A 24,908-nucleotide genomic window follows, 5' to 3' on the forward strand; every position below is an offset into this window, starting at 1 on the left:
GCCTGCCTGCCCGTCTACACGACCTGCACGCCGTCCCCCCTACGCGTCTCGGTGCGTTCGCCCGGAGCCAGCACGACGTCCGTGGCCGGGGTCAGGACGAGGTCCGTGGGGGCGCGGTGGGGCGGGGGTGCGGCGGGGAGGTGGTCGTGGTTGCGTTCCGTGACGATGGTGATGGGCTGGTCGGTGTCGTTGATGACGAGAGTGGGGGCGCCGGTCAGGCGGTGGTCGAGGGGGTAGGTGCCATGCGGATCGATGTAGGTCGTACCGCCGATGGTCAGGAATCCGCAGGCAGGAGGCGTAAATGGCGGAGTGGAGCCGGCTTTGGGGATGATGCGGGCGAAGAAGGTGCCGATGCGGCGCATGGGGGTCTCCTGACTTCCGGGTGCGGGGCGGCCCCCGCTCGTCGTGGTTGCTGAGTGAAGATCGAACTCGACTTCGTCACTCAGCGTAGCCATGGAGGGGTGTGCGAGTCAGCGGCGCGTGGGAGTGAAGGGGGAGGCGCGCGGCGCTGTGGAATGCGCCGTCAGGGTTCCCGGCGGGGCTCAGTCGTCGAGGGGGAGGGCCAGGTCGCGTACGTGGCCGGCGAGAAGCAGGACCGCGGCGTCGACGGCGGCCTGGGGGTCCTGGGCGCGGATGGCCTCGGTGAGGCGCAGGTGCGGGTCGGTGGCGGCCGCGGTGGCGGTGTCCACGCAGGCGGCGCGGCGGAGTTCCGCGCGCAGAGCGGCGCTGAGAGAGCGGTAGATGTCGGCGAGGACGGGGTTGGCGCCGGCCTCGGCGACCAGGACGTGGAACTCGGCGTCGGCGGCGGTGAAGGCGTCGGTGTCGCGGGCGGAGAGGGCCGCGTTGCGGCGGGCCAGCGCGGCCTCGATGCCGGCGAGTTGGGCCTCCGTGCGGTGCTTGGCGGCCTGCCGGGCGGCGACCACGTCGAGGCCCTGGCGGACCTGGGTGACATGGCTGAGCTCGGCGCGCTCGAGACGGCGGCGGAGGGCGGCCGCGCTGTCGTCGTCCGAGATCACGAAGGTGCCGTCGCCCTGCCGGGGTTCGAGGAGTCCGGAGTGGACCAGGGAGCGGACGGCCTCGCGGACCGAGGCGCGGCTGACGCCGAGGGATTCGCACAGGACGCTCTCGGGCGGGATGCGGCTGCCCACCGGCCAGGTGCCGTTCACGATCTGGGCACGGATCTCGTCGGTCGCGCTCTCCACGAGCGACACCCTGCCCTTGCGGACTGTTTGCACGAGATCACTCCCTGGGCGCCGGCCGGCGTGCCGATGCCCTGCTCTTGATTCCGGCGTCTGATGTCTGATGACTCTGCGGTCACTGTAATGCCGGACGGGACGGGGCGGCGGGCCCGGCCGCGGATCGCGATCCGAACAAGATCAGGGCAATCGCGGTGTGCTTGTCAGTGGCGCCGGACATACTGCTGCCCATGCACCGGTCCTTGTCGTAAGCGCTCCGGGCGCCGGGCGCGGGGGCCGGGTGCGCAGCCCGCGACCAGGGGGAGGTTCTGTGTCGTCCGTGTCGACCAGCAGCGTGGCACCGTCCGCCTCGGGGCGCCGGCCGGCCTGGGCCGAGGGGCTGGACGAGCTGCGCGCCGCGGCAACGACCGAACCGGGCCGCCTGCGGATGATCGGTGCCGTCCTGGTGCTGCTGGTGGTGGTGTTCGGCGCGGTCACGGCCTGGCAGGTGTCCGACCGGGCGGCCGCCGCGGAGGACGTGGTGGAGCGCAGTCAGCCGCTGACGTCGGACGCGGCGAGCATCTACCGGTCGCTGGCGGATGCGGACACCACGGCCGCCGGCGGCTTCCTGGCGGGCGAAGAGGGCGGCGGGGCCACGCGTGACCGCTACGACCGCGATATCGCGACGGCGGCGGACCTGCTGGCCAAGGCTTCGCAGAGCGCCCGCGGCTCGGACGAGGCGGGCGCGCAGATAGCCCGCCTCAATCGGCAGCTGCCGCGCTATACGGGGCTGGTGGAGACCGCGCGGGCGAACAACCGGCAGGGGCTGCCGCTCGGCGGGGCGTATCTGCGGTACGCGAACGAACGGATGCGTACGGAACTTCTGCCGGCCGCACGGGCGTTGTACGACGCGGAGACCGGGCGGCTGGCGGCGGACTACGACGATGCCGAGGCGTGGCCGTGGTGGGCGATGGCGGCCGGGGTGGTGGCGATCGGTGCGCTGGGATGGGCGCAGCGGCGGCACTACCGGCGGACCAACCGGGTGTTCGACCCGGGTCTGCTGGTCGCGACGGCCGCTTCCGTCGCGGTGTTGGTGTGGCTGGTGGTGGGGCACGCGGTGGCGCGCGCGGGGCTGACGGATTCGTATGAGCACGGCGCCCGGTCGCTGCGGGTGCTCGTCGAGGCGCGGATCGATGCACTGCAGGCACGCGGGGACGAGAATCTGACGCTGGTGGCCCGTGGTGCGGTGCTCACCCGCGATCAGCGGGACTTCTACGAGGTCGGCTTCCGTTCGGGGATGCGGGATCTGGCCGGCGCAGGCGATCATGGTGCGGCGGGGGCGAAGAGCAGGCTGGGAACGGCGCTGGCGCTGGCGGACGACGATGCGGGGCGGGGGCCGGTGCGCGATGCGGTCACGTACGTACGGCAGTGGCAGGCGCGGCACGCCCGGGCACGGGCCGCGGACGAGAAGGGCGAGTACGACCGGGCGCTGGAGAAGGTGATCGGCGCCGGCGGCTCCACCGGTGAGTCGTTCGACCGGGTGGCGACCGGGCTGCACAAGGCGCTGGTGCATGAGCAGGGGGAGTTCCGGTCGGCGGCGGACGACGGGCGCGGGGCGCTGGACGGACTGCCGGTGGGTGCCGGGGCGCTGGCGGCGCTGGCCGCGCTCGGCGCGGTGCTGGGGATCGGGCGCAGGCTGGCGGAGTACCGGTGAGGGGACCTGGTGAGGGGGACATGACGAGGCGCGCGCGAGGGCTGCGGAATCTGCGTGCCGTCCTGGCGCCGGTCGCGGCCGGGATGTCGGTGATGGCGGCGGCCGCCGCGGTGCTGGTGCCGGCGCTGGGCGGTGCCGCCCACCCGGACCGGCCCGGCACTGGTGGCGTGCCCTCGCCGTCGGCGACACACCGGGCGTACGGGCCCGGAACGGCGCCGGCCGAGCCGGCAGCGGCCACGTGCACGGCGGGGAACGCCGCGGAGAGCCTGCGCCCGTCGTCGGACGAGGGTGCGGCGGTGGCACGGATCAAGGACAGGGGCCGGCTGGTCGTCGGGGTCGACCAGAACACCTACCGGTGGGGGTACCGCGATCCGGCCACCGGCAAGTTGGAGGGCTTCGACATCGATCTGGCGCGGGCGATCGCCGAGGACATCCTGGGGCCGGACCCCGAGGTCGTCTTCAAGGCGGTGCCCACCGACCAGCGGATACGGGCGCTGCAGAAGCGCACGGTCGACGTGGTGGTGCGGACGATGACGATCAACTGCGCGCGCAAGCGGCAGGTGGCGTTCTCGACGTCGTACTTCCAGGCGGGGCAGCAGGTGCTGGCTCCGAAGTCGTCCGGGATCAAGGCGTTCGACGATTCGCTGCGCGGCAAGCGGGTGTGCACGGCCGCGGGTTCGACGGGTGAATCGGAGCTGGCGGAGCAGCGGCACGGCGCCGAGGTGCTGACGGTGCCCAGCCAACTCGACTGTCTGGTCCGGCTGCAGCTGGGCCAGGCGGATGCTGTGGTCACGGACAACGCGCTGGCCGCGGCGCAGGCGGCGCAGGATCCGAAGGTGGAGCTGAAGGGCAGGCCGTTCACCAAGGAGTCGTACGGCGTGGCGATGAACAAGGACGACACGGACCTGGTGCGCCGGGTCAACAGGGTGCTGGACGACTACCGGGGCGACGGGAGCGCCGACAGCCCCTGGATGCGGGCGTACCGCACCTGGTTGCGGGCCGATATGCCGGAGATATCGGGGCCGCCGTCGCCGGAGTACAGCGACTGACCCGACACCGCCGTAGCACGCCCGGCCGCCCCGAGGTGCCCAGTACCTCACCGATCGCCGCATGGAGCGGCCCGATGCCGTTCACTATGGAAAGAGGAAGGGGAAACGGAGGGAACCGCACCGCAGCAGCCACCCGGTCGCAGCAATCGCCGTGCACCGTACGCGTATTGGAGAGGTGATCGATGGGGGTCCCTGGACCCTTTCCCGGATCTCCGGGGAGGCCCGATGCCCCGGTGCTGAGCCGGGAGGAGGTGGACCGCGCGCTGGAGCGGCTCGGCGCCGAGTACGAGGCGATCGAGACCTCGCTGCTGGCGCTGCAGGACCACGCGGGGCGCCGGTTGCTGGAGGGCGCCGATCTGTCGGGCACGACCAAGGAGCGCTGGGCCGCCACGGAGCGCTCCATCACGGTCCTGTGGTCGCTGTTCGACACCTATACGGCGGCGCTGGAGGCGGCGCGCGAGCTGCGGGCGCAACGGCGCTGGCCGTCCCCGGACGACCTGGCGGAGCTGACGCGGCTGCTGCACGGCGACGAGGTCGCGGTGCCCGGCGCGGCCTCGGAGGACGGCGGCCCGGGGAGCGGCCGGCCGGGCGAGCGGCTGAGCCTGGAGGCGCTCGTCGCGCGGATGAACGGGCTGTACGCGCGGTCGCTGGATGTGATCGTCGCCGCCGACGCGGTCTGGTCGGCGCTGCCGGCCCGGATAGACCTGCTCTCCGCCGAGCTGCAGCGCACCCGTTCGCTGGCGCATTCGGTGGGCGTGCGCCCCGGTGAGCATCCGGCGGGCGACGACCTGGAGCGGATCACCGGCGAGCTGGTGCGGCTGCGCGCCCAGGTGATCGCGGACCCGCTGGCGTTCTGGGTGTCGTCGTCGACGGGGAGTTCGGCGCCCGGCGGGGGCCGTCCGGACACCGGGCGCTACGACCGGGCGGCCCGCGCGCTGGAGGACATCCGGCGGGAGGTCGCGGCGGTGCTGGACGTGCGGCAGGACGCGGAGCAGCGGCTGATGCAGCTGCGCGACGTCCTCTCGCGCGCCGACCGGACGCTGACCGAGGCGCGCCAGGCGCGCGGTGAGGTGCTGGCGAAGATCGCCGCGTCGGAGGTGCCCGCGGTCAGCGGCCCCTCCACGGCGCTGCACGAGCAGCTGGCGGCCGCCGCGGAGTACCGCAGGCGGGCGCAGTGGCACCGCCTCTCGCCGCTGCTGGACAGCCTGGAGGAGCGCGCGGAGGACGAACTCCACCGCGCCCGGGAGTCGTTGACGGCGGTCACCGCGCCGCTGGCGGTGCGCGCCGAGCTGCGCGGCCGGCTCGACGCCTACAAGGCGAAGCTGGCGCGCCACGGCATGGCGGCGGATCCGCTGCTGACGGAGCGGTACGACGTGGCCCGCCGGATGCTGTGGAGCGCCCCGTGCGATCTGCGGGCGGCCGAGCACGCCGTGTGGCGCTATCAGCAGGCGGCGGCGGAGGCGTTGGTTCCGCCGCGGCGGGAGGAGAGGGGGGATTCATGACGGAGCGGGCCGGCGGGCGCTGCCAGCGGCGGGACTGCGCGGGTGGTTACGTCGATGCCGGCGGCGGCGAGCTGTACTGCGACCGGTGCGGTCTGGCGCCGGTGGTCTCGCCGGGCGGCCTGATCTCCTCGCCGCCCACCGGCCTGACGGACCGGGCCCAGGCGGGCACGGCGTCGCGCCGGGCGGCGGCCGGGGCGCTGCTGACGGTCCCCTCCCCCGGCCCGGGCGCCGGCTCCGGTTCCACGCCGCGCTCCGCCCGCTCGTCGGCGTCCCGGCGCTCGGTCTCCGCGCGGCTCTCCCGCGCTGCGTCCGGCGGCGGGGCGACGCGCGGCAGGTCGGCGGTATCGGTGCGCGGCAGCGCGGCCAGCGGCTCGTCCTCCGGGTCGTCGCGCGGGCGGCTGGGCGCGGGCCTGGTGGCGGTGCCGGAGGTGCCGCGGCCCGATCCGCGTACGGCAGTCCTGAGGGATCCGCGGGTCCCCGAGCGCAAGCGGTTCTGCAGCCGCGCGGACTGCCGTGCCCCGGTGGGCCGGGCGCGCGGTGAACAGGCGGGCCGGACGGAGGGGTTCTGCGACAAGTGCGGCCATCCGTACAGCTTTGTCCCCAAGTTGCGGCCCGGTGAGCTGGTGCACGGCCAGTACGAGGTCGTGGGCTGCCTGGCCCATGGCGGGCTCGGCTGGGTCTATCTGGCGATCGACCGCGCGGTCTCCGACCGGTGGGTGGTCCTCAAGGGCCTGCTGGACACCGGTGACGAGGAGGCGCTGGCGGTCGCGATGTCCGAGCGGCGCTTCCTCGCCGAGATCGAGCACGCCAACATCGTCCGGATCTACAACTTCGTGGAGCACCTCGACCGGGGGACGGGCAGCCTCGACGGCTACATCGTCATGGAGTACGTCGGCGGCAGGTCGCTCAAGGACATCGCCAACGACCGGCGCACGCCCCACGGGAGGCGCGATCCGCTGCCGGTCGAGCAGGCCTGCGCCTACGGCATCGAGGCGCTGGAGGCGCTCGGCCATCTGCACAGCCGCGGCTTCCTGTACTGCGACTTCAAGGTCGACAACGCCATCCAGCAGCACGACCAGCTCAAGCTGATCGACATGGGCGCGGTGCGCAGGATGGACGACCACGAGAGCCCGATCTACGGCACGATCGGCTATCAGGCGCCCGAGATCGCCGAGCAGGGCCCCTCGGTCGCCTCCGATCTCTACACGGTCGCGCGCACCCTGGCCGTCCTGACCTTCGATTTCCAGGGCTACACGAACATCTTCGCGGACTCCCTGCCCGATCCGGACAACATCGAGGTCTTCCGCAGCTACGAGTCCTTCTACCGGCTGCTGGTGCGCGCCACGGACCCCGACCGGACGCGCCAGTTCGGCTCCGCGGAGGAGATGTCCGAGCAGCTGACGGGCGTGCTGCGGGAGGTGGTCGCGCTCCAGTCGGGCGAGCCGCGGCCGGCGCCGTCCACCCTGTTCGGGCCCGAGCTGCGGGCCGTGGACACCGAGTTGCTGGCCCCGCTGGAGGGCGACGGTTCGCTGCTGGGCGGGCGCGGCGCGGCGCCCGCGCACCGAGAAGCGGAAGCCACCGGTCCACTGCTGCGCCCCCTGGACGTCGCGGGCGCCGCCCTCGCGCTACCGGTGCCGCGGGTGGATCCGGGCGACCCCGGCGCCGGCCTCCTCGCCGGGCTGTCGACCGCCACCCCCGCCGAGCTGCTGACCGCGCTGCGCTGCGCGCCCGCCGGCTCCTTGGAGGTCCGGCTGCGGGAGCTGCGCGCCCATCTGGAGACCGGCGACGGCCCGGCCGCGCAGGCGGTGCTGGAGGCGCTCTCGGCGCAGCCGGCCGAGCCCGCCGCGGCGGCGGTCGGCGGGGATCTCGGGGAGCGGGGCGCCGACTGGCGGGTGGTGTGGCACGGCGGCATGGTGGCGCTCGCCACCGGGGACCGCGAGCGGGCCGCGCTGGCCTTCGACGCGGTCTACGACGCCTTCCCCGGCGAGCCGGCGCCGAAGCTGGCGCTGGCCCTCTGCGCGGAGCTGCTGGAGCAGTGGGACAACGCCCTGGAGTACTACCGCCTGGTGTGGGCGACCGACCGCAGCTACGTCAGCGCCGCGTTCGGGCTGGCCCGGGTGCGGCTGGCGGCGGGCGACCGCGGGGGCGCGGTCGAGGCCCTGGAGTCCGTACCGGAGTCGTCCATCCACTACACCGCGGCGCGGGTCGCGGCGGTCCGCGCCCGGCTGCGGCGGCGTCCGCCGCGCGATCCGCTGCTGTCGGATCTGCGGGCGGCCGCCCAACAGGTCGAAGCCCTCGCGGACTTCGGCCTGGACGCCGAGCGGAGGGAACAACTCGCCACCGAAGTACTGGGCAGCGCCCTGGACTGGGTACTCTCCGGGAGCCACGGTGCCGGCCCGGACGGAGAAGGTGCCGCCGGCAGGCGGCCGGCGCTGCTCGGCAGCCCGCTGGACGAGCGCGGTCTGCGGTGCGGCCTGGAGCGGTCGTATCGCCTGCTGGCGCGGCTGGCGCAGCGTGGTGAGAAGAGGATCGAGCTGGTGGAACGGGCCAACCGTTTCCGCCCCAGGACATGGGTGTGACATGGGTGTGACTGGGCCGTCCCGGTGCGCGGGGTGCGACGAACCCCTCGATGCGGGGGACAAGTTCTGCGGTCGGTGCGGCGCCGCTCTCCTGGCGCCGGCCGCGCCGTCGGCGTACGGGGCCTCTCCGGGGCACGGGGCGCCCGCCGGGCCGCCGCCGGTGCCTCCGCTGCCGCCCATGCCGCCGGCGCCGCCGGTAGCGCCCGCCCCCGCCGGCCCGGCCGGCCCGCCGCCCCCGGACCCGCAGACCCGGTTGCCGTTCGGCGACGACGAGGCACCGCAGGTGCCGGGCAGCGCGCCGGCGGCGCCCGGCACCGCGACGGCGGCGGACGGGCCGCCCGCCGACCCTCGCGTCGCCGGGTACGAGGTCGTCGCCGACGCCGCCGTGGAAGCGGCCGCCGAGGCCGGCGCGCCGAGTGTCCGGCCCGCCCCGCCGAGTGCGCCGGCGCCCGCCCCCGCCCAGGACACTCCCGCCCAGGACACCCCCGACTGTCCGGCCTGCCCTTCCGGTCCCGTGGACCCCGACGGCAACTGCGCCCGGTGCGGGCGGCCCCGGCCGCCCGCCCGCGACCACATGGAGAGCGAGCTGGCGGGCCTCGCGGCGGTCAGCGACCGGGGGCACCGGCACCACCGCAACGAGGACTTCTTCGCGCTGCGGGCCACCACACTGCCGGACGGCGCCCCCGCCGTGGCCGCGGTGGTCTGCGACGGCGTCTCCTCCGCGACCCGCCCGGACGAGGCGTCCAAGGCGGCGTCGGAGGCCGCCGGCGAGGCGCTGCTGGCGTCGCTGCCGCGCGGTACACACCCCCAGCAGGCCATGCACGAGGCCGTCCTGGCGGCCTCCGCCGCGGTCGACTCGCTGGCCACCGACCCGTCCCTGGCGCATGACGAGCACCGCCAGCAGAACGCCCCGGCCTGCACGTTCGTCGGCGCGGTGGTCGGCGGCGGACTGCTGACCGTCGGCTGGGTCGGCGACAGCCGCGCCTACTGGATCCCCAACGACCGTACGGCGCCACCCGTACGGCTCACCGAGGACGACTCCTGGGCCGCCCAGATGGTCGCCAACAACCTGATGTCCGAGGCCGAGGCGAACGCCGACGAGCGCGCGCACGCCATCACCGGCTGGCTCGGCGCCGACGCCTACGAGGTCGAGCCGCACACCGCGACGTTCAAGCCGGACGGCCCCGGTGTCGTGGTGGTGTGCACGGACGGGCTGTGGAACTACGCCGAGTCCGCGGAGCACATGGCCGCCATACTGCCCCACGACGCCCCCACAAGGCCCCTGAACGGCGCCCGCACGCTGGTCACCCACGCCCTCGACGGCGGCGGGCACGACAACGTAACGGTGGCTCTGGTGCCGTTCCCCGCGCCGTCGGTGCGGGCAGGATCCGCCTGACCGGACCAAAGCCGAACGAGTCGGGCGCCCGTGGGCCACACGCCGTGGCGGAACGCACCACGGGCTCCGACGAGTGCGCTACACAGGACGGGTGGAACTGGCGCAAGTTGTCCAACAGGCACGTGATACGGGTAAGTCGGGTGATGTCGCCCGTGCGAAGGTGCAAACGGGTCGCGGGGTACCGTCCGCCGACACCCGGGGGAACGGGGAGTCGGCGAAACTCCTTGCGAAGGTGGTGGGCGTCGCCGACAGGGCGACCGGTACTGTGCGACTGAAGGCGAAGGTCGCCGAGGCGGACGAGATACCTCTCGAAACGCCCTCGACAAAAACCATTCGCATAGAGAAATAGCCACAAAGATTCACAATCAGTACCGACACGATCAGTACCGAGCAGTGCCCCAAAGAAACGGTACGGAGGGGGAAATACCGACATGCCGACCTGCCCGAGCGGCCACCAGTCGGTGGCCGAAGACTGGTGCGAGGTGTGCGGCCAGCGGATGGCGGGTGCTGTCCCCCCGCCGCCCTCCCTGCCTGCCGGCTTCCTGAACACACCGCCGCCCAGCCAGCCCGGCCCCCCGCCCGGTCAGGCCGGACCGCCACCGGGCCAGCCCGGACCGCCGCCCGGCGGCCCCGGCCCCGGCGGCATGGGTCCCGGCGCTCCCGACCCGCAGGGCGGCTACGGTTTCCCGCCGCCCGCACCGGGCCCCGGCCAGCCCGGCCCCGGCCCGCAAGGCGGCCAGGACGGCTACGGCTTCCCGCCGCCGGCCCCCGGTCCCGGCCAGCCCGGCCCCGGTTCACAGGGTGGCGGCTACGGTTTCCCCCCGCCCGCGCCCGGCCCCGGCCAGCCCGGTCCCGGCCAGCAGGCGCAGCCCGAGCTGTGCCCGCAATGCGGTACCCCGCGTGCGGCGATGGCCCCCTTCTGTGAGGAGTGCCGTTACAACTTCCTCACCAACTCCCCGATGTCGTACGCCCCGGCGCCCGGTCAGCCGACCGGCCAGCAGCCGGGCCCGCCGCCCGGTATGCCCGGCCCCGGCGGCCCCGGCACCCAGGGTGGCGGCTACGGCTTCCCGCCGCCCGCTCCGGGCCCCGGCCAGCCCGGCCCCGGTACGCAGGGCGGGCAGGGCGGTTACGGCTTCCCGCCGCCTCAACCCCAGCAGCCGCAGCCCCCACAGCAAGGCATGGCACCGCCCGGCTTCCCCGACCAGCCCGGCCTCGGTGGCTTCCCCGACCAGCCCGGCCCCGGCGGCTTTCCCGGGCAGCCCGGCCCCGGCGGCTTTCCCGGGCAGCCCGGCCCGCCGCCCGGCATGCCCGGCCCCGGCCCGGCCGGCCAGCCCGGCCCGCCGCCGCAGCAGGGCGACGACTGGACGCTGAACCCGCCGAGCGCCCAGGGCGCACCCCCACCCATGGCTCCCGCGCCGCCCGGACCCGGCCCGCAGGCCCCGTTCGAGCAGCAACCGCCCGCGCCGTTCCCGCCGCAGCAGCCGGGACCGTACGAGCCGCAGCAGGCTCCGTACGAGCAGCAGGCTCCGTACGAGCAGCAGATGCCGCCGCAGCAGGGGCCCGGACCTGACCAGCAGTGGAACGGCGGCCCCGGGCAGGGTCCCGCGGCGCCGCCGCAGGGTCCGCAGCCGGTCGTCGGCGCCGGCTGGGTGGTCGCGGTCGCGCCGGACCGTGAGTACTTCATGGCGATGATGGGCCGCAGCGGCCCGGAGGCGGCGGGGCTCAACCTGCCCTCGTACTCCCCCGAGCAGGTGCTCCCGCTCGCCAACGGCCAGATCGCGGTCGGCCGCCGCCGCAACAGCACCGGCGAGTCCCCGGACGTCGATCTGGGCAGTGCGCCGGAGGACCCGGGCGTCTCGCACCAGCACGCCCTACTGGTGCAGCAGCAGGACGGCAGTTGGGCCGTGGTGGACCAGAACTCCACCAACGGCACGACGATCAACCTCGCCGAGGACCCGATCCAGCCATATGTGCCGGTGCCGCTCCATGAGGGCGACCGGGTGCACGTCGGCGCCTGGACGACGCTGACCATCCGCCGGGGCTGACCCGCCGGCCGCACACCATACGAACGGGGCGTGATCAACCGATCACGCCCCGTTCGCCCTTGCGGTGCGGGCACACCCATCGGACAGACCCCGGCCCTGGGCGTCTGCCACCATGGACGGGTGAACAAGATTCCGCGCGGCACGCTTCAGGAGCAGACCTTCTACGAGCAGGTCGGTGGCGAGGAGACCTTCCGCCGCCTGGTGCACCGCTTCTACCAGGGAGTCGCCGAGGACCCGCTGCTGCGGCCGATGTACCCCGAGGAGGACCTGGGCCCGGCCGAGGAGCGCCTCGCGCTCTTCCTCATGCAGTACTGGGGCGGCCCCCGTACGTACAGCGACGGCCGCGGCCACCCCCGGCTGCGGATGCGGCACGCCCCGTTCACCGTCGACCGGGCCGCGCACGACGCCTGGCTGCGGCACATGCGCGACGCCGTGGACTCCCTCGGGCTGTCCGAGGAACACGAGACGCAGCTGTGGAACTACCTCACGTATGCGGCCGCCTCGATGATCAACGCCGCGGACTGAGGAACGCGTCACACCGGGCGGCCCCGCACACCCACCCGCCCGACCCCGTCACAATCCGGTCAAGGACTCCCGCAATCCGCTCACCGGACACCGCACTCTGACAGCATCCGTTCATCTGTTTGGTGCTGTTGGTGGGGTTGGTGCTGCGAGCCTGGCAGGGGGGACCATGGCCGGCTTCGTCTTCGTGCGGGTGCGGGCGCATCGTCTGCTGCTGACCGCCGCGCTGGTGTCGGTGCTGCTGACCACCACGGTGCTGGCGACGCTCACCGCCTTCTCCGACGCGGTCGGGGACGCCGGCCTGCGCACGACCCTGCGCACGCGCTCCGCGGCGGCCGCCGCGCTCCAGGTGAAAGCCCAACTGCCCGCGGAGCAACGGGAGCAGGCCGACCGCGCGGTGCACACGGGAGCCCGGCGGGCCTTCGGTCGACTGCCGTTCACGGTGCGCACCTTGACCCGCTCCGGGCCGTACGCGCTGCCCCGCTCGCTCCGGCCGCCGCGGGCCCGTAAGGGCGATCCGGATCTGACCCACCTCGCGGCCCTCGACCGCTCCCGCCTCACGCTCACCAAGGGGAGCTGGCCCGCGCCCGCCGCACACGGGCCGCTGCCGATCGCCGTGCCCGAGGCCGCGGCCGCCCGGCTCGGGATCGGGCCCGGCCGCCGGCTGACCCTCGACAACCGGCTGTCCGGCCCCCGACTGGCGGTCGAGGTCACCGGCGTCTACCGGCCCAAGGACCGCACCGACCCGTACTGGAAGCTCGACGACCTCGGCGGACGCGGGGTGCGCACCCTCGACTTCACCACCTACGGGCCGATGCTCACCGACCCGGCGGCGTTCCGGGGCGGACCGCTGGTGCAGGACTCGGCCGGCTGGCTGGCCACCGCCGACTTCCGCTCGCTGACCGCGGACCGGCTGGACGCGCTGCGCGCCGCCGCCGGACGGGCGCCCAAGGCGCTGATGGCCGATGCGGCGTTCGCGGGCCGGGCCACCGCCACCACCGATCTGCCCGACGCGCTGGGGCAGTTGCAGCGGGCGCTGCTGGTGAACCGCTCGACGATCCTGATCGTCACGCTGCAGCTGATCCTGCTCGCCGGGTACGCGCTGCTGCTGGTCGCCAGGATGCTGAGCACCGAGCGGACCGGCGAGACGACGCTGCTGCGGGCCCGCGGCGGCTCCCGGCGGCGGATCGCGGGGCTGGCCCTGGCCGAGTCGCTGCTGCTCGCCGCCCCGGCCGCGCTGGGCGCGCCGCTGCTGGCCGGCCCGCTGATGCAGCTGCTGGCCGGGAGCGGCGCGCCGGCCCGTATCGGGCTGTCGCTGGACACCCGGCTGACCGGCGCGACCTGGCTGACGGGGGTCGGCGTGGCACTGGGCTGCGCGCTCGCGGTCGCCGCGCCCGCCCTGCTGCACGGCGGGGGTGACGGTCCACCGCGGCGGCGGGCGCCGACCGGCGTCCTCGGGGGCTCCCGCGGGCGAACGGAGTGGCGGTCCTGGGGACGGACGGGCGCGGACCTCGGGCTGCTGGTGCTCGCCGGGGTCGCGTACTGGCAGCTCCAGCGGCAGACGGCGGGCGGCGACGGACCGGACGGCGGCGGCGGGGTGCTGACCGGCGACACCACCGGCCGACTCGGTATCGATCCCGTCCTGGTGGCCGCCCCGGCGCTGGCGCTGCTCGCCGGAACGGTGCTGACGCTGCGGCTGCTGCCCCTCGCCGCCCGGATCGCCGAGCGGGGCGCGGCCGGCGGCCGGGGCCTGGCCACGGCGCTGGCCGGCTGGCAGATCAGTCGCCGCCCGGATCACCGAGCGGGCTCCGTGCTGCTGCTGGTGCTGGCCACCGCGCTGGGCATACTGGCGATCGGCCAGCGCGCGTCCTGGGACCGCTCGCAGGACGACCAGGCCGACTTCCGGGCGGGCGCGGCGGTGCGCGTGCTGGGCGGCCGGACACCGCAGTTGGGCCAGGGCGGGGCGTATGCCGCGATGCCGGGGGTGGCCGCGGCGCTGCCCGCCGGGCAGGCCGCCCTGAACCTGTCGGGCGGCCGGACCTCCTCGCTGCTCGCCCTGGACGCCGGGCGGTTGGCGGGGGCGCTGTTGTCGCGCGGCGACCTGCTGGGCGGCGGCCCGGACGACCGGTCGGGCCGGGCCGCCGACCGGGTGCTGCGGGCGGTGGCACCGCACGACGGCACACCGGTCGGCCTCGAACTCCCCGCGGACTGCGGCCGCTTACGGCTGACCGCCTCCCTGCGCTCCCTCAAGGAGCTGCCGTCCGGGCCGGGCACCACCGGGCACGGCACCGGGCCGGTGCCCGCCACCCTCTCCGCCCTCGTCACCGACCGCTTCGGCGTCCCGTACGCCCTGCCGCTCGGCACGCTCGCCGCGGACGGCGCCCCGCACGCCCTGGAAGCGGACCTCACCGCCGCGGCGGGCGCCCCGGCGGGACGCCCGGCCGGTCCCCTGCGGCTGACCGGTCTGGTCGCCGACACGGAGCGGTCGGCGGTCTCCCACCGCCAGCGGCTGACCGTCACCACCGCACAGGCCGTCCCCGGAGCGGGCCGGTCCCGCCCCCTGGCCGCGCCCGCCGCCCTGGCCTGGCGGGCGCAGATCACCGGCGGGAGCGGCTCCGGGGGCGAGGAGTCCGGGCCCGCGGCGGGCCGGGCCGAGGTCCCCGCGGGCGGTCTGCTGTCCCAGACGTACGACACCGGCATCCGGCCGGACCCGTGGAGCGCGGCGATGACGACGGTGCGGATCACCGCCGCGCACCCGAAGCGGCCGCCGCTCGCCGCGATCGCGACCGAGGCGTTCCTGCGCGACAGCGGCTCGAAGGCCGGCGCCACCCTCGAAGTGCCGGTCAACGGGGAGCCGTTGAAGGCGCGGATCGTCGCGGCGGTGCGGGCCCTGCCCGCCGTGGCGGACGGCGGTCCGGCCGGCACCGGGCTGCTGGTGGACTTCGGCGCCGTCAACGAGGCGCTGGCCGATCGCGGCGCCGCGCCGCTGGCCGCGACCGAGTGGTGGCTGCGCCCGGAGCCGGGTGCGGCGGCGAAGGCCGCGGGCGCGCTGCGGGCCCGCCCGGACATCGATCCGGGCCAGGTCCTGGTCCGCGACGAGATCGCCCGGCAGCTGCACGACGATCCGCTGGGGCTCGGCCCGCAGACCGCGCTGGCGGCCGCGGCGGCGGTCGCGGTGGCGCTGGCGGCGGTCGGCTTCGCGGTCGGCGCCGCCGGGTCGGTCCGCGAGCGGGCCAGGGAGTTCGCCGTGCTGCGGGCCCTGGGCGCGCCGCGCCCGCAGCTGGCCCGGATGATCGCTGCCGAGCAGGGCGTGCTGATCGCGCTGGCACTGGCCGTCGGCATGGCGCTGGGGACGGTGCTGACCCGGGCGGTGGTCCCGCTGATCGTGCTGACCCAAGAGGCGGGCCGCCCGGTGCCGCCGGTACTGGTGGAGCTGCCGGCCGGCCAGGTGATCGCGCTGCTGGCGGCGGTCGCCGCGGTGCCGCTGCTGATCGTCGCCGCCCTCGGGCTGCGCCGCGGCGACCCGGTACGGGCCCTGCGCGGCCAAGGAGCGCTGTGATGAGGACGAGTACGAAGACGGGGACGCGGCGGCCGGTGGGTGAGGGCCGGTGAACGCGCTCAGCTGGGCGGCCTGGCTGCGCCTCCGGCTGCGGACGTCGCGCGCGGCGGCGACGGCGCTGGGCGCGCTGGTGCTGGTGACGGCGTTCCTGGCGGCCGCGTTCCCGCGCGGGGTCGAGGCGTACGAGACGCGTGGGGTGCGCCATGCGATCGGCTCGGCGCCGCCCGGCGACCGGACCCTGGAGATCTCCGTCTCGCCCGCCGGGGCGCCCGGCACCGACCCGGCGGCCGCCTTCGCCGCGACCGAGGTCGACCGCCAGGACCGGGCGCTCCAACGGCAGTTCGGCGCTCCGCTGCGGATCGTGGCGGGCGATGCGGTGCACGGTGTCCGCACCACCAAGCCGCTGCGCGCACACGACGCCTGGCTGCCCCGGCCGGACGGCGTCGCCCCCGCCCTGTCGCTCCGGGCGGCGTCCGGCCTCGACCGGCACGCCACGCTCGCCAAGGGCCGGCTGCCGCGGGGTGCCGCCCCCGGGGCGCACACCCTGGAGGCGGCGGTGACCGTCGCCACCGCGCGGACGCTGACCCTGCGCGTCGGCAGCGAACTGCATCTGAACGACCTGACCGTACGGATCTCGGGTCTGCTCACCCCGCGTGCCCCGGACGGCGCGTACTGGGCCGTGGACCCGGTGCTGACCGCCGCCCGCAGGGACGTGACCCCTGGGCCGCCGCCGAAGCGGTTCTGGCACGCCGGTCTGCTGCTGGCGCCCCAGGACGGCCCGGCGCTGGTGTCCACCGAGGGCGCCCCGGAGAAGTTCTGGCGCTACCCGGTGGACGCGCGCACGCTGACCGCCCAGGAGGCTCCGCTGCTGCACGCCCGGCTGCTCTCCTTCGAACACGGCGCGGCGCTCGCCCGGTTGCGCGCGGTGGCGGGCGGCGACGCGCTGGCCGACAGCTCGGTGGACGGCCTGCTGGACGGCTACGCCCGGTCGCGGGCGGCGATCGCGCCGGTCATCGCGGTGGCCGCGGCCGGCATCGGCACCGTCGCCTGCGTCGTCCTGCTGATGTCCGGTGCCCTGACGGCGGTCCGGCGGCGGCCGGAGCTGGCGCTGCTGCGGGCCCGCGGCGCCTCGCTGGCCTCGCTGACCGGGCAACTGGCGGCGGAGACCGCCGTGGTGGCACTGCCCGCGGCGGCGGCCGGCGGCGGGCTGGCGCTGGTGCTGCTGCCCGGCGAGCGCGTCTGGCCCTCGCTGGCGGCGGCGGCCGGGGCCGGTCTGCTGGGCACGCTCGCCCTGCCGCTGCGGGCCGCCGCCGCCCACCGGCGCCCGCGCCCCACCGAACGCGCCGACCTGGCGCACGCCCGCCCCTCCCGGCGCCGTACGGTCGCCGAACTGACCGTGCTGGCACTGGCGGCGGGCGCGGTGGTGGCGCTGCGCCGCCGCGGCACGGCGGCCGGCGACGGGGTGGACGCCCTGGTCAGCGCCGCCCCGGTGCTCGTCGGCGTGATCGCCGCGCTGCTGCTGATGCGGCTCTACCCGCTCCCGCTGCGGCTGGCCGCCCGCCCCACCGCCCGCGGCTCGGGGCTCATCGGCTTTCTCGCGCTGGCCCGCGCGGGCCGCGCCCCGGCCGTCGCCGGGCTGCCCCTGCTCGCGCTCCTGGTGGCGCTGACCACCGCGTCCTTCGGCGGTTCGGTGCTCGCGGGCATCGACGCGGCCCGCGACCACGCCGCGCTGACCGCCGTCGGCGCCGAGGCCCGCATCGTCGGCGACGGGCCCCTCCCCCGAGGCCTCCAGCGCGCCGTCGCCAAGGTGCCGGGCGTCGAGGACGCCGTGGCGATACGGATCGCCGTCCAGGCCGCCGACGACGGCGGGCCGCCCCTCTATCTGGTCATCGCCGACGCCGAGGCCTACTCCCGGCTCGCCCGCGCCACCGGGCTGGGCGCCTTCTCCGCCCGGGAGCTGACCGACCCCGGAGGCGACCGGCCACTGCCGGCGATCGTCTCCCCCCGCGTCCTGGCCCGGTTCGGACACGCCCCGATGGCGCTGCAGCCGGACTTCGGCCAACTCGTCGTCCGGCCCGCGGCGGTACGCGCCGACACCCCGGCCCAGCCCGGCGGCGACTTCGTCCTGATCAACGCCGAAAGCGTGGCGCGCCGCCACCCGGACACCTACGCCGAACCCGCCAACGACCCCACCGTCCTGCTGCTGTCCGGCCGCCGGCTGGACGCCGAGGCGCTGCGCAGCACCGTCCGCGCGCACACCCCGGCGTCGCTGACCGCCGACCTGGTGCTGCGCTCCGCCGAACGCGCGCGGCTCGCCGATCCGCCCCTCCAACAGGGCGCGCAGCGCCTGTACACCGCCGCCGTCGCGGCCGGCGCCGGATTCGCGCTGCTGGCCCTGCTCCTCGCGCGCCTCCAGGCCGCCCCGCAGCAGGCCCATCTGCTGTTCCGGCTGCGCACGATGGGCCTGACACCGGCTCAGGGACGGCGCCTGATGGTCCTCGAAGCGCTGCCGCCGGCGCTGCTGGCGGCGTTCGGCGGGGCGCTGGCCGGCGCCGCCACGATCCGGTTGCTGCGCCCCGGCATGGACCTCACCGCACTCGCCCTGGCCGGGGCCGCGGGCGGCGCGCCGGACACCGTACGGCTGCGGTCCGACCCCGGGTCGCTGCTGCTGCCGTCGGCGGGGGTGGTGGCACTGGCACTGGCGGTGGCACTGGCCCAGGCGTGGCTGAGCGAACGGCGGCGCGAGCGCACCGAGTGGAGACTGGGAGATCTGGGATGACCACACCGTCCGACCATGGCCAGGACGCCTCTGCGGCGGCCGGCACCGGGGCGCCCGCCGGGCCCGCGAGCCTCGCCGAGCTGGAGCGGCGCGCGGCGGCCCGGCGCCGACGCCCGGCCTACGGGCACGACGCGCTGATCGCCTGCGACCGGCTGGTGCGGGTCTTCACCGCCGACGGCGTCGAGGTGCAGGCCCTCCAGGGGCTCGATCTGCTGGTCGCCGAGGGCGAGTTGATGGCGCTGGTCGGCGCGTCCGGCAGCGGCAAGTCCACGCTGATGAACATTCTGGCCGGTCTGGACGTGCCGACCGCCGGCGCCGCCAAGGTCGCCGGCCGCGATCTGCTGACGATGGACGCCGGGGCCCGGCTCGGCTACCGCCGCGAGGTCGTCGGCTTCGTCTGGCAGCAGACCGCCCGCAACCTCCTGCCGTATCTGACCACGCTGCAGAACGTCACGCTGCCGATGCAGCTGAGCGGCGGCCGGCGCCGGGCGGCCCGTACGAAGGCGGCCGAGCGGCTGCTGTCGATGCTCTCCCTGGACCACTGCCGGGACCGCCGGCCGCACCAGCTCTCCGGCGGTGAGCAGCAGCGCACCGCCATCGCGGTGGCGCTGGCGAACTCCCCGTCGGTCCTGCTGGCCGACGAGCCGACCGGCGAGCTGGACTCGCACACCGCCGAGCAGGTCTTCACGGCCTTCCGCACCGCCAACGAGGAGCTGGGCACCACGATCGTGATCGTCACCCATGACCAGGCGGTGGCGAGCGAGGTGCGGCGCACGGTCGCGATCCGCGACGGCCGCACGTCGTCGGAGGTACTGCGGCGCACCGAACGCGACGCCGCGACGGGCCGGGAGTCCCTGGTCGCCCGCGAATACGCGATGCTCGACCGCACGGGCCGCCTCCAGCTGCCGGCCGAGTACACCGGAAGCCTGGGCATGGAGCATCGCGTCCTGCTGGAGCTGGAGAGCGACCACATCGGGGTGTGGCCGGACCGGCCGGCCGATGAGGGACGAGCTGAGGAGGGTTCCGGGGACGGGCCCGAGGACGAGGCCGGGCAGGCGCCGGAGCCCGGGGACGCGCGGACCGGGATGCCTGGGACGGCAGACGGGGCGGACGCCTAGGACGGCGAGGGGCCGACGGCCCCTGCCGCCTCAGACCGGCGTGACCGTGAGCCCCGACAGGCCCGTGAGCCCCGCCGGTCCCCCGGTCCGTACGGCGATCGATCCGTACGGGGTGCTCAGCCGCAGCCAGCCGCCCGCGGAGAGCAGGCTCAGCGGCTGGGCCCCGGGCCGCTCGCCCTGAGCGGCGGCGGTGGGGCCGCCGGCCAGCGCCCCGGCCCGCGCCGGACGCAGAAAGCCCAGCGACTGGGCGGCGTGCGCGGCCCGCAGCGGAAGGTGGGTGTCGCCGAGGGTGCGCGACCAGATCTCCCGGCCGATGCGGTCGCGTTCGGCGCGGGTGCGGTGCTGCGGCGGCAGCGCCTCGTCACGGGCCCGGAACTCGGCGACCGCGGCGGCCACCGCGCGCACCAGCGCCTCGGGCGCCGGCAGTCCGGGCACCCGCTGCCAGCCACCGCGCGGCGGCAGCAGCCCGGTCCAGGGCGGACCCGTGACGGCGGCGGGCACGGTCAGCGTCCCCGCCGACTGCTCGATGCCTTCGAGGAGTTCACCGGCCGAGACGGTGGTGTCCAGACCGGCGTCCCCGGCGAGCCGGGCGGTGCGGATCGCCAGCACCTCGAAGGACGGCGGGCGGCCGAAGACGGCGAGCACCCCGCCGCCGGCCTGGAGCCGTACCGCCGCGGCGCGGTCGTAGTGGATCAGCCGGGCGAGGAAGGCGGCGAGGTCCGCCGCCTCCCCGGCATCGGCCAGATGCAGCGCCGTCATACCGCGACGGTTCCCTCCTGACGCGACGCGTCGTCCAGATACTCCTTGAGGATGCCCTTCTCCTCCGCGCTGAGGCGCCGCGGACGGCCCTCGGCGAAGTCGAACGGCACGACGACGGTCGATGCCCGCGCATAGAGCGCGTCCTCGTCCTTGACCTCGTAGCCGACGGTCAGCGACGCGGCGCTGATCCTCGTCACCCACAACTCGACGGTCACCGGGGCGTGCCGGTGCACCAGCGGCCGCAGATAGTCGATCTCGTGCCGGGCGACGACCGAACCGCCCTTGAACGACGGGCTGCCGCCCCCCGGCGCCAGCCGGCGCATGAAGTCGATCCGCGCCTCTTCGAGGTAGCGGACGAAGACCACGTTGTTGACATGGCCGAACGCGTCCATGTCCGACCAGCGCAGGGGGCAGGAGTAGAGGTAACGCACGACGGTCAGCCCCGGGTGAGCTTCTTGTACGTGGCGCGGTGCGGGCGGGCGGCGTCCGCGCCGAGCCGCTCGATCTTGTTCTTCTCGTACGACTCGAAGTTGCCCTCGAACCAGAACCACTTGGAGTCGCCCTCGTACGCCAGGATGTGGGTGGCGACTCGGTCGAGGAACCAGCGGTCGTGGGAGACGACCACGGCGCAGCCGGGGAACTCCAGCAGCGCGTTCTCCAGCGAGGAGAGGGTCTCGACGTCGAGGTCGTTGGTCGGCTCGTCGAGGAGGAGCAGGTTGCCGCCCTGCTTGAGGGTCAGCGCCAGGTTCAGGCGGTTGCGCTCACCACCGGAGAGCACCCCGGCCGGCTTCTGCTGGTCCGGGCCCTTGAAGCCGAACGCGGAGACATACGCCCGCGAGGGCATCTCGACGTGGCCGACGTTGATGTAGTCCAGCTCGTCGGAGACCACGGCCCACAGGGTCTTCTTGGGGTCGATGTTCTCGCGGCTCTGGTCGACGTAGGAGATCTTGACGGTCTCGCCGACCTTGATGTCGCCGGAGTCCGCGGTCTCCAGGCCCTGCAGCATCTTGAACAGCGTGGTCTTGCCGGCGCCGTTCGGGCCGATGATGCCGACGATGCCGTTGCGCGGCAGGGTGAAGCTCAGGTCGTCGATCAGGACCTTCTCGCCGAAGGCCTTGTTGAGCTTCTCCACCTCGACGACGACGCTGCCCAGGCGCGGGCCCGGCGGGATCTGGATCTCCTCGAAGTCCAGCTTCCGCATCTTGTCGGCCTCGGCGGCCATCTCCTCGTAACGCGCCAGACGGGCCTTGGACTTGGCCTGCCGTCCCTTGGCGTTGGAGCGCACCCACTCCAGCTCGTCCTTCAGGCGCTTGGCGCGCTTGGCGTCCTTCTGGCCCTCGACCTTCAGACGGGTCTGCTTGGTCTCCAGGTACGTGGAGTAGTTGCCCTCGTAGCCGATGGCGCGGCCGCGGTCGAGCTCCAGGATCCAGCCGGCGACGTTGTCGAGGAAGTACCGGTCGTGGGTGACGGCGACGACGGTGCCGGGGTACTTGGCCAGGTGCTGCTCCAGCCACTGGACGGACTCGGCGTCCAGGTGGTTGGTGGGCTCGTCGAGCAGCAGCAGGTCGGGGGCCTCCAGCAGCAGCTTGCACAGCGCGACGCGGCGGCGCTCACCACCGGAGAGGTTGGTGACCGGCCAGTCGCCGGGCGGGCAGCCCAGCGCGTCCATCGCCTGCTCGAGCTGGGTGTCCAGGTCCCACGCGTTGGCGTGGTCGAGGTCCTCCTGGAGCTTGCCCATCTCCTCCATCAGCGCGTCGGAGTAGTCGGTCGCCATCAGCTCGGCGACCTCGTTGAAGCGGTGCAGCTTGCCCATGATCTCGGCGGCGCCGTCCTGGACGTTCTGCAGCACCGTCTTCGACTCGTCCAGCGGCGGCTCCTGCAGGAGCATGCCCACGGTGTAGCCGGGGGAGAGGAAGGCGTCGCCGTTCGACGGCTGCTCAAGACCGGCCATGATCTTCAGCACCGTGGACTTACCGGCGCCGTTGGGGCCCACGACACCGATCTTCGCGCCCGGCAGGAAGCTCAGCGTCACGTCATCGAGGATGACCTTGTCGCCGTGCGCCTTGCGCGTCTTGCGCATCGTGTAGATGTACTCAGCCAAGAGAAACCGTCCGGCAGATTGGATCGAAAAGGGTCTGTGAGCGGCGCCGCCCGGGGCCTTCGTGGGACATGGCCGAGGGAGGGCAGATACACCCCATCTTGCCGTACGTCCATCCCTGGAAGGAAACGGGTTCCGACGGGCGGACGCCCGTGGCCCCGGAGCGATACAACGCTCCGGGGCCACGGGATGTTCCTCGACCACCGCCCGGTCACCGGACGGTCGCCGATTGTTACTGGGCGGGCGTGCCGGCCTTCTTCTTACGGAGGAAGAACACCGCGCCGCCGCCGACCACCACGAGGACGACCGCGATGCCCGCGATCATCGGCGTGGCGCTGCTGGAACCGGTCTCGGCGAGGTCGGTGCCGTGGCCGCCACCGGTGCTGCCGCCGACCGAGGCCGGGCTGGGCTGGGGAGAGGGCTTGCCGCCGCCGCTACCGGCGGTCTTGCAGTCCAGAACACCGGTGAAGGTCTTCTTGAAACCGCCCGCACCCTTGATCGTGATCTCGTACGGCTGGTCCTCGGCCACCGGGACGGTCACGGTCTGCGACTTGCCCGGGGCGACCTCGTACTGCTTGCCGGAGAGCTGGAAGCCGAACGCCTCGTCGCCCTTGTTGGTCGCCGTGACGTCCACGCCGCCCTTGGAGCAGTTCTTCTCGGCGGTGATCGCCGGGATGGCGCCCTGCTTCTTCCAGGAGACCGTGGCGGCCGCGGAGACCGTGGACTCGCTGGAGCCGGCCAGGATCTGGGTCTGGCTCTTGGCGTGCTCACCGATGCCGGTGAAGGCACGGCCGACCGGGACCTTGGTGGCGGCCTGCGCGGTCAGCGAGGTGCTGCCGTCCGCGGCGCCCTTGGGCACGTCGAAGAAGAGCTGGGTGCCGTCGGTGGCGCTGGTGACCGGCTTGCCGTCCTTGCCCACGACCTTGACACCGGCCGGCACGTCGGCGGCCGGGGAGATCGTGACGCTGTCGGCGTTGGTGTGCACGGTGACCGGGCCGAGCTTGCTGCCGGACTTGCCGGAGACGGCCGGCGGGTCCAGCGTCAGCGAGGCCTTGGGCTCGGCGACGCTCTGCGCGTTCTTCTCGAGGAAGTCGGCGAGCTTCTCGGCCGCCGGGTCGACCGCGTCCACCTTGACGTGGTCGGAGAAGCGCCAGATCGCGACCTGGGTGCCGGCCGCGGCGGTCTTCTCGGTGAGGTTCCCGGCACCGGCCTTGGCGGCGAGCGCGGCCAGGTCGTTCACCTGCGGGTAGGAGTTCTGCAGGATCCAGCGGATCTTGCCGGCGTCCCCGTTGTTGTGCAGCGAGGAGGCGCTCCAGGGCACTTCCTGGTACTTCGCCTGCTGCTGCGTCGGGTTGTGGATGTCGATGCAGTACGTCTGGAGGGTGCCGCCGTTGTCGACGGACATCTCGAAGAGCCCGGCGCCGACGCGCTGGTCCCCGCCGTCGCTGTGCACGACCGCCTGGTCAAAGGTCTTCAGACCGCCGAGCGTGGCGGTGGCACCACCGTGCGCGGGGGTGGTCTCGTCCGCCGCGGCAGTGCCCGCGGTGGCTATCGCGCCGGCCGCGACCAGGCCCGAGGCCACGACCGCGGCGGCAAGGCGGGCTGCGCCCCGCCCCTTCATCGAAAGCATGAATTTCCCCTCTGGGCGAGGCGGTCGAGTAGGGAAGATGCCTCGCCGAAAAGATCGCAAAGAACTCAGCAGCCGAACGTCAGCCCCCGTGAGCCCCCGTGAGTACGTGTCGGATCTTATGGAGCGGGCGCATCAGGGTCCCCACTAATGGCATCTCATAAGCGATCCGAATCGCAATCGTTACCGACATCAAGCATCCTGACCTGGCATTATCGATAAATCCCTGGCCCCTTTTCAGGGCACTGATGCCGTCTGCGGCGAATTGCCCGTATCCAGGGGAGCGGAGGCGGCACCCACGGCCAACGGGGGTTCTTGCGGGCGGCGTTGGCGTGAGGCCGGAGGGCGCGGCTTCGGCTTCGGACGCGGCTGCTCGTGCGACTCGGACCGCGGTGAGGACTGCTGTCGTGCCGGCTGCGGGTGCGGCTGCTCCTGCGTCGCCGACTGCGCGGGCGTCCGCTTGCGCTCGTCCAACTGCTGCTGCGGGCGCGCGTGCTCGTCCGGCTGCGGTGACGGTGTGCCGCGCGGCGCGAGGTCCCCTCCCGTGCGCGCCGCCCGCAGGACTCTGCGGAACGCCGCGGTACCGCGCGAGAGATCGTGACCGATGGCCACGGCGTCGACCTCGGCCGAGAACCAGCGCTGGCCGCCCCGCTCGGCGGGCTGCTCCCCTTCGCGCAGCCGCAACCGTCCCTGGACCACGAGCGGTTCGCCCACCGCCACCGACGCGGCGACGTTGTCCGCCAGCGCGCGCCACGACCGGACCGTATAGAAACTCGTCTCCCCGTCCGCCCAGCGCTCCAGCGACTTGTCCCACCGCCGGGACGTCGCCGCCAGCCGGAACCTCGCCACCGTCACGCCCGCCGTCGTCTGCCGATGCTCCACCGCCGTCGCGGCGTTGCCCACCAGCGTCACCATCGTGTCGTTCACGGAACACGCCTCCCCCGCGTCCTGCGCGCTCGCCCTGTGCCGCGTGCGCTGCGTTGTTC

The 24,908-nt window shown here is 74.5% G+C and carries 17 protein-coding genes and 1 pseudogene; 11 read left to right on the forward strand and 7 right to left on the reverse strand.

Annotation, left to right across the window (positions count from 1 at the left end; genetic code table 11):
- Positions 1-14: 14 nt before the first annotated feature.
- Both WAB15_RS15265 and WAB15_RS15270 read right to left on the reverse strand, forming a co-directional pair.
- Entirely contained in the window at positions 15-362 is a 348-nt protein-coding gene (locus WAB15_RS15265) for a hypothetical protein (RefSeq protein ID WP_399146773.1), read from the reverse strand.
- 180 nt (positions 363-542) lie between these two features.
- Positions 543-1,235 (reverse strand): FadR/GntR family transcriptional regulator, encoded by a 693-nt coding sequence (locus WAB15_RS15270; protein WP_399146774.1) that lies wholly within the window; start codon positions 1,233-1,235, stop codon positions 543-545.
- 280 nt (positions 1,236-1,515) lie between these two features.
- Between WAB15_RS15270 and WAB15_RS15275 the strand changes: the two genes are divergently transcribed.
- The 11 genes and pseudogenes from WAB15_RS15275 (at position 1,516) to WAB15_RS15325 (ending at position 19,438) form a co-directional block, all read left to right on the forward strand.
- On the forward strand, positions 1,516-2,889 hold the full coding sequence (locus WAB15_RS15275) for a hypothetical protein (RefSeq protein ID WP_407286589.1): 1,374 nt from the start codon (positions 1,516-1,518) through the stop codon (positions 2,887-2,889).
- Positions 2,890-2,909: 20 nt separating this feature from the next.
- Complete coding sequence (locus tag WAB15_RS15280; protein ID WP_407286590.1) at positions 2,910-3,938, forward strand: glutamate ABC transporter substrate-binding protein; 1,029 nt, start codon at positions 2,910-2,912, stop codon at positions 3,936-3,938.
- Positions 3,939-4,120: 182 nt separating this feature from the next.
- Complete coding sequence (locus tag WAB15_RS15285) at positions 4,121-5,440, forward strand: hypothetical protein (RefSeq protein WP_407286591.1); 1,320 nt, start codon at positions 4,121-4,123, stop codon at positions 5,438-5,440.
- Positions 5,437-8,019, forward strand: coding sequence for a tetratricopeptide repeat protein (locus WAB15_RS15290; RefSeq protein ID WP_407286592.1), 2,583 nt, complete (start codon positions 5,437-5,439; stop codon positions 8,017-8,019). The genes WAB15_RS15285 and WAB15_RS15290 overlap by 4 nt, the downstream gene beginning before the upstream one ends.
- 1 nt (position 8,020) lies before the next feature.
- Entirely contained in the window at positions 8,021-9,415 is a 1,395-nt protein-coding gene (locus tag WAB15_RS15295; protein ID WP_407286593.1) for a PP2C family protein-serine/threonine phosphatase, read from the forward strand.
- 79 nt (positions 9,416-9,494) lie between these two features.
- Positions 9,495-9,764: pseudogene (locus WAB15_RS15300) on the forward strand (hypothetical protein); the annotation flags it as partial.
- Between the two features lie 82 nt (positions 9,765-9,846).
- The gene (locus WAB15_RS15305; protein ID WP_407286594.1) at positions 9,847-11,460 is read left to right on the forward strand and encodes an FHA domain-containing protein; all 1,614 of its coding nucleotides are present in this window, start codon (positions 9,847-9,849) and stop codon (positions 11,458-11,460) included.
- A gap of 120 nt (positions 11,461-11,580) precedes the next feature.
- Complete coding sequence (locus WAB15_RS15310) at positions 11,581-11,985, forward strand: globin (RefSeq protein ID WP_393486794.1); 405 nt, start codon at positions 11,581-11,583, stop codon at positions 11,983-11,985.
- A 166-nt stretch (positions 11,986-12,151) separates the two neighbouring features.
- Positions 12,152-15,541, forward strand: coding sequence for an FtsX-like permease family protein (locus WAB15_RS15315; protein ID WP_407286595.1), 3,390 nt, complete (start codon positions 12,152-12,154; stop codon positions 15,539-15,541).
- Positions 15,542-15,590: 49 nt separating this feature from the next.
- Positions 15,591-18,320 carry a hypothetical protein gene (locus WAB15_RS15320; protein WP_407286596.1) on the forward strand — a complete coding sequence of 910 codons (2,730 nt, stop codon included), beginning with the start codon at positions 15,591-15,593 and terminating at the stop codon, positions 18,318-18,320.
- Complete coding sequence (locus tag WAB15_RS15325) at positions 18,317-19,438, forward strand: ABC transporter ATP-binding protein (protein WP_407286597.1); 1,122 nt, start codon at positions 18,317-18,319, stop codon at positions 19,436-19,438. Before WAB15_RS15320 ends, WAB15_RS15325 begins: the two co-directional genes overlap by 4 nt.
- Positions 19,439-19,468: 30 nt before the next feature.
- Here the strand turns inward: WAB15_RS15325 and WAB15_RS15330 are convergent, their stop codons facing one another.
- From WAB15_RS15330 to WAB15_RS15350, 5 genes are all read right to left on the reverse strand, one after another.
- The gene (locus tag WAB15_RS15330; RefSeq protein WP_407286598.1) at positions 19,469-20,197 is read right to left on the reverse strand and encodes a hypothetical protein; all 729 of its coding nucleotides are present in this window, start codon (positions 20,195-20,197) and stop codon (positions 19,469-19,471) included.
- A complete protein-coding gene (locus WAB15_RS15335) occupies positions 20,194-20,628 on the reverse strand; it encodes an acyl-CoA thioesterase (RefSeq protein WP_407286599.1) in 435 nt (144 codons plus the stop codon). Before WAB15_RS15335 ends, WAB15_RS15330 begins: the two co-directional genes overlap by 4 nt.
- A gap of 5 nt (positions 20,629-20,633) precedes the next feature.
- Complete coding sequence (gene ettA, locus WAB15_RS15340; protein WP_399146786.1) at positions 20,634-22,298, reverse strand: energy-dependent translational throttle protein EttA; 1,665 nt, start codon at positions 22,296-22,298, stop codon at positions 20,634-20,636.
- A gap of 229 nt (positions 22,299-22,527) precedes the next feature.
- Entirely contained in the window at positions 22,528-23,925 is a 1,398-nt protein-coding gene (locus WAB15_RS15345; RefSeq protein WP_399146787.1) for an LAETG motif-containing sortase-dependent surface protein, read from the reverse strand.
- Positions 23,926-24,159: 234 nt separating this feature from the next.
- On the reverse strand, positions 24,160-24,849 hold the full coding sequence (locus WAB15_RS15350; RefSeq protein WP_407286600.1) for a single-stranded DNA-binding protein: 690 nt from the start codon (positions 24,847-24,849) through the stop codon (positions 24,160-24,162).
- Positions 24,850-24,908 lie beyond the last annotated feature (59 nt).

The organism is Streptomyces sirii (assembly GCF_045690365.1).
GTDB lineage: Bacteria > Actinomycetota > Actinomycetes > Streptomycetales > Streptomycetaceae > Streptomyces > Streptomyces sirii.